1 pseudogene is annotated in these 283 nt (G+C 68.2%); it reads right to left on the reverse strand.

Annotated elements, in window-relative coordinates:
- Positions 1–283, reverse strand: a pseudogene (locus ACQG3P_RS19435) (GGDEF domain-containing protein); the annotation flags it as partial.

The raw sequence follows: 283 nt of genomic DNA on the forward strand, positions 1-283 counted from the left end.
TCGGCCTGCTCGACCTCGCGGCGCGCGGTGCCCAGATGGTCGCGCGCCTGCAAGGCCTGCGCCTGCACACGCCCGGTGTCCGGCAGCACGTCCTGCAGGAGCTGGTTGAGATCGGCGATGCTGCGCGCCTCCTTCAGCGCGAGCGCATAGCGGCTGATCCGGTCGTGGTACTCGCCGGTGCTGACCGCCATGCCGTCCAGGCGTTCGATGAAGCCGCCCATCAGGCACTTCATGGCCGCCTTGGATTCGACGATGCCCTGCTTGAGCAGGCCCTGCTTGTAGA

This window comes from Stenotrophomonas sp. SrG, from assembly GCF_050031795.1.
Classification (GTDB): Bacteria; Pseudomonadota; Gammaproteobacteria; order Xanthomonadales; family Xanthomonadaceae; genus Stenotrophomonas; species Stenotrophomonas rhizophila_A.